Annotated in this window: 11 protein-coding genes; 3 read left to right on the top strand and 8 right to left on the bottom strand. The window is 62.6% G+C overall.

Annotated features, from left to right (window positions below; translation table 11 throughout):
- The coding region (locus AB7F41_RS10195; protein ID WP_428406563.1) for a translocation/assembly module TamB domain-containing protein at positions 1 to 1255 on the top strand (1255 nt) is incomplete at its 5' end.
- An 82-nt stretch (positions 1256 to 1337) separates the two neighbouring features.
- Here AB7F41_RS10195 and AB7F41_RS10190 read toward each other — a convergent pair.
- From AB7F41_RS10190 to AB7F41_RS10180, 3 genes are all read right to left on the bottom strand, one after another.
- The gene (locus tag AB7F41_RS10190) at positions 1338 to 1637 is read right to left on the bottom strand and encodes a hypothetical protein (protein ID WP_428406562.1); all 300 of its coding nucleotides are present in this window, start codon (positions 1635 to 1637) and stop codon (positions 1338 to 1340) included.
- A gap of 69 nt (positions 1638 to 1706) precedes the next feature.
- Positions 1707 to 2018: a hypothetical protein gene (locus AB7F41_RS10185; RefSeq protein ID WP_428385589.1), complete on the bottom strand. Its 312-nt coding sequence runs from the start codon at positions 2016 to 2018 to the stop codon at positions 1707 to 1709.
- A 114-nt stretch (positions 2019 to 2132) separates the two neighbouring features.
- On the bottom strand, positions 2133 to 3095 hold the full coding sequence (locus tag AB7F41_RS10180; protein ID WP_428385587.1) for an AraC family transcriptional regulator: 963 nt from the start codon (positions 3093 to 3095) through the stop codon (positions 2133 to 2135).
- Positions 3096 to 3242: 147 nt separating this feature from the next.
- Here AB7F41_RS10180 and AB7F41_RS10175 point away from each other — a divergent pair, with 147 nt between their 5' ends.
- Positions 3243 to 3635 carry a DUF6632 domain-containing protein gene (locus tag AB7F41_RS10175; RefSeq protein ID WP_428385585.1) on the top strand — a complete coding sequence of 131 codons (393 nt, stop codon included), beginning with the start codon at positions 3243 to 3245 and terminating at the stop codon, positions 3633 to 3635.
- A 131-nt stretch (positions 3636 to 3766) separates the two neighbouring features.
- Here AB7F41_RS10175 and AB7F41_RS10170 read toward each other — a convergent pair whose 3' ends face one another.
- From AB7F41_RS10170 to AB7F41_RS10155, 4 genes are all read right to left on the bottom strand, one after another.
- Entirely contained in the window at positions 3767 to 4210 is a 444-nt protein-coding gene (locus AB7F41_RS10170; protein WP_428385583.1) for an invasion associated locus B family protein, read from the bottom strand.
- Between the two features lie 440 nt (positions 4211 to 4650).
- Positions 4651 to 5619, bottom strand: coding sequence for an AEC family transporter (locus AB7F41_RS10165; protein WP_428385581.1), 969 nt, complete (start codon positions 5617 to 5619; stop codon positions 4651 to 4653).
- A 181-nt stretch (positions 5620 to 5800) separates the two neighbouring features.
- Entirely contained in the window at positions 5801 to 6361 is a 561-nt protein-coding gene (locus AB7F41_RS10160; RefSeq protein WP_428406561.1) for a transporter substrate-binding domain-containing protein, read from the bottom strand.
- A gap of 19 nt (positions 6362 to 6380) precedes the next feature.
- Positions 6381 to 7148 (bottom strand): glucose 1-dehydrogenase, encoded by a 768-nt coding sequence (locus AB7F41_RS10155; RefSeq protein WP_428406560.1) that lies wholly within the window; start codon positions 7146 to 7148, stop codon positions 6381 to 6383.
- 86 nt (positions 7149 to 7234) lie between these two features.
- On the opposite strand from AB7F41_RS10155, the gene AB7F41_RS10150 reads away from it, so the two are divergent.
- Positions 7235 to 8746 carry an FAD-dependent oxidoreductase gene (locus AB7F41_RS10150; RefSeq protein ID WP_428385592.1) on the top strand — a complete coding sequence of 504 codons (1512 nt, stop codon included), beginning with the start codon at positions 7235 to 7237 and terminating at the stop codon, positions 8744 to 8746.
- Positions 8747 to 8863: 117 nt separating this feature from the next.
- On the opposite strand, the gene AB7F41_RS10145 is transcribed toward AB7F41_RS10150, so the two are convergent.
- Positions 8864 to 9841: an SMP-30/gluconolactonase/LRE family protein gene (locus AB7F41_RS10145; protein ID WP_428385576.1), complete on the bottom strand. Its 978-nt coding sequence runs from the start codon at positions 9839 to 9841 to the stop codon at positions 8864 to 8866.
- Between the last annotated feature and the right edge of the window lie 2 nt (positions 9842 to 9843).

Genomic DNA, 9843 nt, shown 5'->3' with positions numbered 1-9843 from the left:
ACGCTCTTCCGATCTAACCGTCGCCGGCAAGGCCACGGTGGATCTTAAGCTCACGGGCGCGGCCGTCAGTCCGATCATCGGCGGAACCGTCGCGCTCGACAATGGCGCCTTCGACGATCCGCTCAACGGCGTGAGCCTGGGGAAGATTACGGGTCGGTTCGAAGGCCGCGGCCGCGATCTGAATATCGCGTCGCTGACCGCGCAAACCAAGAACGGCGGCCAGATCGCCGTCACAGGGCGCGTGAACGTCGCGCCCGACGCGGGACTGCCCGCCTCGCTGCATGTCACGGCGCATAATGCGCTGCTCGCCAATACGGACATCGCCTCGTCGACCGGCGATCTCGATCTCACGATCAGCGGCCCCTTGGCGCGCGCGCCGAAAGTCGCGGGCAGCGTCAAGCTCGACAGCCTCGACGTCAGCGTTCCCGACCGGCTGCCGGGGGCGCTGAAGCCGCTGCCCGGCGCCAAGCATATCGACGCCAAGGGATTCGCCGCGCAAATGCTTGCGCTCGAACGCAAGCAGAAGGCAAAGGCGGGGAAACAATCCAGTTTCGACGCCGCGCTCGACCTCGCGATCTCCGCGCCCAATCGCATCTTTGTGCGCGGCCATGGCATCGACGCCGAATTCGGCGGCGATCTGAAAATCGGCGGCACGATCCAGAAACCTATCGTCCTCGGCGGATTCGATCTGCAGCGCGGCAGGCTGCAGTTGCTGACGCAGCGCATCGACATCACCCGTGGCAAGGTGACCTTCACCGGCGGCCTGAAACCGCAACTCGACTTTACCGCCGAAGCGGCCGCCGCCGACGTCACCGCGCGGATCACGGTGACCGGCCCCGCGTCGCAGCCGACGTTCACTTTCTCCTCGACGCCCGAACTGCCGCAGGATGAAGTTCTTTCGAGGCTCCTGTTCTCCAAGGCGTCCGGCTCGCTCACGGCCTCGCAAGCCGTGCAGCTCGCGGCGGCTCTCGCGCAGTTTTCGGGCGCCGCGACGGGCGTCGACGCATTCGAAAAAATGCGCAAGGCGCTTGGCGTCGACTCGCTCGACCTCGACGCCGGCGGCACGAGCGGCCCGACCGTCGGCGCCTCGCGCTACATCATGCGCGGCGTCAACGTTGGCGTGCGCACCGGGCCGAATCCGTCCCAAAGCGCTGTGAATGTCGGCGTCGACGTGACGAAGGGCGTGCGCATCCAAAGCGAGACGCGCGCGGACGGCAAGACCTCGGTCGGCGTCGGACTTGAATGGGAATATTGAGTGAGCGCGGGAGTTTCGCGGCTGTGGGCGTTGCGACCGTCCCGCGTTCAGCAATCAGCTCGAAGCAGCCGGCGTCGCGTGCTCAATTCCGACCATCCCAGTCGCCGCGCTGCTGGGCGCCATAGCCGCCATTCCAGCCGCCATAAGCGCCGGTCCAGCCGCGAAAGCCTCCTTCGCCGGAGCGATCTCCGTGATCGCCCCCGCCGTCGCGGCACCGTCGCTGCGGCCGCCACGGATCGGCGTCCGTCCGGCATCGCTGAGAGTCGTCGCTCGCCAATTCGATTGGCGCATCGGACCCAGGCGTCGGCAAGATCGGACCGGCGATTGCGATAGAGGCGATGGACGCGAAAGAAACAAAACCGGAGATCGTGCGACGACGCATGTCAGTGCGCCTCCAACCGCTGCATTGAGCCACGATGCGGAAGATCTGTTGAATGAGGCGGGCGTCGCTTCAGTAGTAAGCCACGCACATGGCGTTGCCGTAATAGTCATAATCCCACTGCGCGCATGCCGGCGGAGGCGGAGGGGGCGGCGGCAGGCCCGGAGGCGGCGCCGTCAATGCGCCGACCGCCGCGCCGCTTGCCGCTCCGATCGCAGCGCCCGCGAGAGTCCCGCCCGCGCGGCCGCCAGATGCGAGAGCCCCTATTCCAGCTCCGCCAAGTCCGCCAATCGCCGCGCCGCCCAGCGCTCGGTCCTGGGGCGTGTAACAACCGGCAAGGGAAAGGACGGCCGCGGCGACGGCGACGCAAGCAAAGAATTTCATCGGAGTTCCTCACTGGAGCAAACCGAATGAAGGAGAGATGATCAATCAGGCTAAAAGTTGTTTAGGCCACAGCCCGGCGATGGCGTCTTCGCTGGCGGTCGCCATCGATGGTCGTCAGTCCAACATCGGTTGATCTCGCCATCGTGTGGGGGACAGCCCAAACTCCCGTTTGAACGCTCGACTGAAGGCTTCCTCCGACTCGTAGCCGACGGAACGCGCGAGTTGAGCGATCGTCGTTTGCGTCTCCCGCAAATTCAGCTTGGCGGTTTGGAGCCGCCAGAGCGTGAGATATCGAATGGGAGGCATGCCGACCAATGCGGTGAAGCGAGCGACGAATGCGCTGCGGGACAGCCCAACCTCCTTCGCCAGGCCTTCCACCGACCAGCCGTCGCTGATGTTGCGGTGGATAAGCGCCAGAGCGCGGCCGACATGCTGATCCGCGAGGCCCCTCAACCAGCCGACTTCCTGATCTCCGCGCGTCGCCGCATAATTGCGCACTGCCTCGACCAGAAGCAATTCGGACAGCCGCGACACGACGCTCGACGAAGCCTGTCTTCCCTCGATCAGCTCATTGGCGGCAAACCGGACCGAGGATTCCACCCAGTCGCGCGATGTGCTTTGCCGGACGTCGACCTTGAGGATTCTTGGCAGGCCGGCGATCAGAGGGTTGTAGAGTTGTTCGCTTGCGAGAAAGCCACATATGAGATGAGCGCCGTCGCCGCCTCCGCCATGGGAAATTCGGGCGAGTCCGCCGCTCACGGCCGGTTGGATCAGGTCGCGCGCATTCTTCGGCTCAAGACCGGCGCCGCTGGCCAAAATGTGCGCATCGTTGCGGGGCAGAAGGACAATTTCGCCGGCGTGGGCCTGGAGCGCAGGCGCGCCTTCGACGCTAACGAAGAGGGCGCCTTCGATGATGAAGTGATATGCGATGATCTGCGCCGGGGCCGCAAGGAACGCCTGGCAGTCCTCGTTGCAGACCCGTGTGTAAACGGACCAGGGCGCTGTAAAGCGGGTGTCGAGGAAAATGCCGCCTTGCAGGCGAACCGAACGAAGCACGTCATTCAGCGGATCCGCCATTTCAGTTGCTCCGCAAGTTTGGACGAACAGTCATATAATGCGGTCGAACGATCATTCATGCGGACATTGCTACTCGCTAGATATCGCACAGTCGGTTGATCGGCTTCCAGCAAGCCCAACCGGTCTCTTGCAACAATGAGGTTCGCCATGGGCAGCGCCACACGAGAAAAATTCCTTAAGATCGCCTTGGTCGCATTCGGCGTAGTTTTCCTGACGGTCTACCCCCTCAGCCTGATCTGGCCGTCGGGATGGCGGTGGCATGGCGGTCAGGGCCAATATTACTTTCAGATGATCTGCGGAATCTACGCGGTCCTTGGAGTCTATTTGATTGCCGCTGCGCGCAATCCTTTGGAAAATAAGAGCCTGATCTCCTTCACGATCTGGTCGAGCGTCGTACATTCCGGCATCATGGCGGCGCAAGCGATTTCAGACGCGCACGAGACGGGTCATCTCATTGGCGACGTGCCGGCGCTTCTAGTGGCCGCCGGCGTGCTCTGGTACCTCTCCTCGGAGCGGCGGCTCGGCGTTGTCGCGACATAGAAGCGCGATCGTCCGGATGTCGTCGGCGTCGCCGACACGCCCGGCGCATGATTCATTCCTGCGGCGGGTCATCCGCGTCGGCCGCAGATACGCGTCGGCGTCGTCGTTCAGCGCCAGCGGGTCTTCGGCGTTCACTCGCTCAGCGCCTTGTAGCCGTCCTTAAACCCGTTGAGCGCAACGAGGTGGCGAAGCCCCTCGCCAGGATTGAGATAGATCGTCACCAGCAGCGTTCTGCCGTTGAGCATCTTGTTGAGCAGGTCGTCGCTGATCGGGCCTTCGGCGGCGCAGGTGATCTCCGTGCATCTGAAGAACGGCAGCTTTCCGAATTCATGCGAGTCGACTTTGATCCCCACGCCTTCCAGCAAGAACGTCTTCGGCGGAGCGAAAATCTGGATCGCTCCATTCGGCATGGTTGGCGCTTTTCTGATCGCCACCATGATGCCGACGCTCGGCTGCTCCTCCGACACCTTCTTTTGGACCAGGGCGCACGCCTTGCCATTGGACTGCGATGCGCATTGAATTTCCCAAGCGCCATATTTCTTGACGTCAGGTTGCTGCGCGATCGCGACGCTCACTGAAAAATGAGCAAATGCGAAACAAGCAAGGCCGATAAATAATGATCTTCCACGAAATTGCATTCGAGCGCCTTGATGAAGTTATGGTTTCTGTTGTGGGCGATGTGTTTGCGCAGCAATTTTAAGTTCGGGCGAGTCTCCTAACAGGGGCGCCACGCGGCGTGTCCCGGCATAATACCCCCGGATGACTTAACCAAGCTGCGCTTCTGAATTCTTGCTGAATGGTTTCCGCAAGGTTGTGCCGGCGCGCTCGGCGAATTTTTCGAAAATCGCCGCTGTTTGCGGCGTTTCGGGGTATTACGGCACATATAGAATCAATGGGTTAAGAAGGAAGAGACCCAGTCGGGCCCTATCGCACGATCGGCGCCCGGGCCCACGCCGATTTGCACAATTCAGTTATGCGGGAACGGATGATCTACGAACCGGCTTTGTCCGTCCGTTCATTCGCCCAGAAGGACAATGACGAGCGGCACGCACACGATCATCGCCAACGTCGTCAGGATCAGCGTTGAGGCGCTCTCGCTTTCGTAGCGCCCGTAATGCGGCGCGAGCAGCGCCGCGAAGGCGGCGGTCGGCAGCGCGAACATCAGGATCGACTCATGGGCCAGCGTTTGCGGCAGCGCAAATGCGAAGGCGAGGAGCGCGACGCCGATCGGCTGGATGATCATCTTGGCGACGACGTTGCCGATGACCTCTGCGGTGAGCGTGAGCCTATAGGCGGCGAGAACGAGTCCCGCCGCGAACAGCGCGACGCCGGACGTTGTCTGGCCGATCAGCTTCGCCATGTCGACCATTTCATTCGGCAGTCGGATGTCCAGCAGGATCAAGCCGAATGAGGCGAGCGGCACCCAGACGACCGGCTTGGTTAGGCTGCGAATCAGCGCAGCGCCGATGGTCCGGGCGATAGAGATGTTCGGCCGCGCTGCGCCGGCCGGTCCGCAGCCCGACCGAAGCGCATCGATTTCGAGCAGAACGACCGTCGCCGGGATAATGACGAGCACGCCAATCACATTCGCGCTCGAGACCGGCTCGAGGCTCGTGCGGCCGAATAGACCATCGAAAATTGGAAAGCCCATGAAGGCGACCGACGGAAAGCTCACCGAGCTCGCCTGCAGCGCCGCTTCGCCAAGCGAGCGGCGCAACAGGCCGACGCTGACGAGCAGCGTGAGGAGAAAGGATCCGGCGAAGCCTAAAAACAGCATGAACAGGAACGACCATTGCGCGAGCAATGCGTCCACCGTCATCGTGGCGATGCCGACGAACATCAGCGCCGGCAGGGTGAACTCCACGACAAGATTATTGACTCCCTTCACCTGGTCCATATCGAATTGCTTGGAACGGCCAGCCCAATAGCCGAGCGCAATTACGAAAAAGACCGGCAGAAGAACCGTAATCGACGAACCAAGCATCGAGATTTTCGCTTTACCCGCGGCCGACGCTGGCGAGCGCAGCCGCAAGCAGCGCGTCGATCCGCTTTTCCGCCTTGAGCGCATCGATCGACGCGTTCAGGCGCTCCAGCAGCTCGGCCTCGCCTTACTTGACCGCCATGCCGAACGGCTTGGGATCGAAGCGGTCGCCGATGTCGATGATCTAGTAACGATCGGGGTCCGCAGCGCCTTTGCGCAGCAGCGTCAGGTTGATCATGTCGTTCGACGCCGCATCGGCGTCGCCCTTCTCGATCGCCTCGAGATTTCCCGAACTGAGCGGTGTGACCACGAGCGTCGCGCCGGGCAGAGAGGGAAGCGCCGCGCGCATTCTAATCCCGGACACCGAGCCGGCGGTCACCGCAATGCGTTTCCCTTTGAGATCCTCGAACTGCTTGATGTCGCTGTCGCATGGAACAAGAATCGCCTCATGCGTCACGTAATAGGGCGTCGTGAAATCGACCTCGCGCGCGCGCGCCGGCGTGATGGTGAGCTGCGATATGACGACATCGACCTGGTCTCGCTGCAGCGCCTCGATGCGCCCCTCGTCCGTTACCTGATGGAGATCGACGCGATCCGAATCTCCGAGCAAAGCCTGCGCCATGGCCCGCGCAAGATCGGCCTCGAAGCCTTCGATCCGGCCTGTCTTCGGATTTTTGTAGCCCATGCCGGGAATGTCGTACGACACGCCGGCGATGAGGCGTCCCCGCGATTGAATCTTGTCCAAACCTGCCTCCCGCCGCGTCTCACAACCCAACGCTGCTTTGCATCAATCCGCCATCCGCGAAAATGGTCGTCGCCGTCAGATAGCTCGCGCCGTCGCCCGCCAGAAAGGCGACAAGCGTGGCGATTTCCTCGGGCCGCGCCATGCGTCCGAGCGGAATCGCGGCGTCGAGCTTAGCGAGCAGACCCGGATTGTTCATCGTCGAGGCGTTGATCGGCGTTGCGACCGCGCCGGGGCCGACGCCGACGACCGATACGCCATGTGGCCCGAGTTCGACTCCGGCGGTGCGGTTGAGCATGCGCATGCCGCCCTTGGAGAGACAGTACGGCGTATTGCCTGGCATCGGCCAGTCCTCATGCACCGAGGTGATGTTGATGATCCGGCCCCCGCCGCCCTGGCCAATCATCTGCTTGGCGGCGATCTGCGTGCCGAAGAACGCGCTTTTGAGATTGACGTCCATCACGCGATCATATTGCGCCTCGGTCGTGTCGAGGATCGAGGAGCGCGTTTCGACGCCGGCGTTGTTGACCATGATGTCCAGCCGGCCGAACGCCTGCACCGCGGCGTCGACCAGCTTTTGAATTTCCGCCGGTTTCGAGACGTCTGCATCGACGCCGATCGCCTGTCCGCCAAGTTTGGCGATCTCCGCTTCGAGGCCCTCGACCGCCTGCTCGTCGACGATATAATCGATGACGATTTTCGCTCCCTGGCCTGCAAGCGCAAGCACGATGGCCTGGCCGATTCCGCTGTTGCCGCCTGTGACGATCGCGACCTTGTTGCGCAAGGGCATGTGGTATGCTCCATCTGACGAGTCTGGCTGCGCCAAAGCGACGATTCTAATCCCATGGCGCAGATCGGTGTCCGAATGGACGCTGGCTGCCGGCGAGCCTAGACATCGTCGCCGGCAAGCGCAACGTTGCTGCGCGCAGGTTCGGACGTATTGACATCTGGGAGGCGCAAATCGCTACGGAGACGCATCATGTCATCGTCATCGGCAGCGGCGCAGGCGGCGCAGCGGCCGCCTATAGGCTCGCAAAGGCCGGCAAACGCGTGCTCGTTGTCGAAAAGGGCCCGTTTCTCCCGCGCGACGCCTCCACGCTGGACGTCCGCGAGGTGTTCGTCAACGGCGCGTTCAAGAATCATGACGCCTGGAGCGACGGCCACGGGCATGCGTTCACGCCTTCCGAATTTTATAACGTCGGCGGCAAGACGAAGTGGTACGGCGCGGCGCTGTTTCGCTTTCGCCCGGAGGAATTCGAGGCGGAACCGAATTTCAGCTTGCTCGGCTGGCCATTCGGCTACGAGGAGCTCGCGCCGTTTTACGACGAGGCGAGCGCTCTCCTCGAAATTACGACGTTCGCCAACGAGCCCGAACTCCAGTCCATCATCGACAGGATCGTCGCGGCCGACTCGCGCTGGAAGCCCGAATCGCTGCCGCTCGGATTGTCGAAGGCCATCCTGTCCAGCCCCGAAGAGGCCAAACATTTCGACGGCTTCGCCTCGCCATCCGGCTACAAATCTGACGCCGAGCGCAACCTCATCGATCGCGTTCTGGATTTGCCGAACTTCACGCTCATCGCCGGCGATCCCGTCATCCGTCTCATTGCTGCGTCGGACGATCCGAATCGGATCGTCGGCGTCGAATGCGTGAGCGGCGCGCGCCATGAGGCGGACAGGATCGTGCTCGCCGCCGGCGCGATGACGAGCCCGCGCATTCTTCAAGATTACCTGCGCGCGAATGGGCTGCGCCTCCCCTGCGACCAGCTGATCGGCGGCAATTTCAAAATGCACATTAATTCGGCGATCATGGGCTTTTCGCCTTTCGCGGATCATGACGTGCTGCGTAAGACCGCCGTGTTCTTCAACGAGCGCTATCCCCACTCCTCCATGCAATGTCTCGGCTGGATGGACGGCGACATGCTCGCCGCGCTCGAACCGTCGCATCTGCCGCAGTTCCTCGACCGGTTCTTTGGCAGGCGCGCCATCGGGTTCTGGGCGACGACCGAGGACGGCTCGTCGCCGGAGAACCGAATCATATCCGGCGGATCAGGAGAGCCTCCGACGCTCGATTATCGTCTCGATCGGATCATACAATCGCAGCGCGAGCATGAGGCGATGGTCGAGGACTGGCGGCTTCGCCTGTTGGAGGCCGGCCTCATTGGCTTCGATAAATATACGGGGATCGCAACCACCTCTCATGCGCTCGGCAGCATGGTCATGGGCGCCGATCCTACCGCCTCCGTGGTCGATGCGCATGGCAAGGTGCACGGTCTGGAAGGGCTTTATGTCGGCGACGGCTCGCCCTTGCCGCGCTCGAGCCGCGTCAACCCTTCGCTTACCATCTATGCCTGGGGGCTACGGCTGGGCCAGCACCTCGCCGCGGCGTGAACCGCCGGATCACGCTGCATTCGGGCGGAATCGCCCAATGCAGATAACGTGATCGATTCCAAAATTGAGAGCGCGCTCTGCGCAAAAAGCCGGTTCCCGCTTCTTTGGCGGCGCGCTCTAAACGGCGCCCGCGACTGTCAGCGCGGCCTGCCAGATCCGCGTATCAGCGAGGATAAACAGCACATCGTTATTGGGCCCGCCGAACGTGAAGTTCGCGACGCCGGGAGCCATGATCTCGCCCAGCAATTCGCCCTCCGCCGAGAACGCCTGCACGCCTGTCGCGGACGAGACATAGACGCGGCCATGCGCGTCGCATTTGATCCCGTCCGGTATGCCGGGACTGACGACGGCGAACAGACGGGAGTTGCACAGACGCCGCCCGCCGGCGACGTCGAATGCGCGGATATGATGCGGCAGGCTGGGGACAAGCGCGCCGCTCGCCTGATCCGCGCCGCTGTCGGTGACGTAAAGCGCCGATCTGTCGGGAGAAAAGGCGAGACCGTTCGGCTTGTTGAAATCATCCGCGACGACGCTTGTCTCGCCCGAGACGGGATCGTGACGATAGACATAGGCCCCAATTTCCGCGGGCCCTTTGAATCCTTGAAGTTGGCCGTAATCGGGATCGGTGAACCAGATCGCGCCGTCGCTTGCGATTGCCACGTCATTGGGGGAATTGAAGCGCAGGCCTCGCCAATGATCGACAATTGTTTCGATCGCTCCGGAACGGGGATCGAACCGGCTGATTCGCGCCGGAGTTTCACGCGTTCCCTGCTCGCAGACGACAAGGCGGCCGTCGCTGCCGAGCGTCATGCCGTTCGCCATATTGGCGTTTTCCAGCACGGTTTCGATCGCGCCCGATCGGAAGGGAAAGGCGTCGCCCGAAAGCCGGACGCGCCGCACATGGACGTTCTTGAATCCCGCCTCGGGCGTCGTCGTGAAATAGAGCGCGTGATCGGCCGCCACATAGACCGGCCCCTCATGCGCGTTCGTCTCCGCCAGCAGGAGCCGCTGAAAGCGCGCACCGATGACGCCATGAAAGGCGTCCGCCCAGGCGACGAAGCCGGCCTCTTCGCTCACGTTTGTCGACTCGCTCATCG

Origin of the sequence: Methylocystis sp. (genome assembly GCF_050251305.1) — a bacterium.
Lineage (GTDB): Bacteria > Pseudomonadota > Alphaproteobacteria > Rhizobiales > Beijerinckiaceae > Methylocystis.
This window is presented reverse-complemented; position numbering and strand designations above follow the sequence as displayed.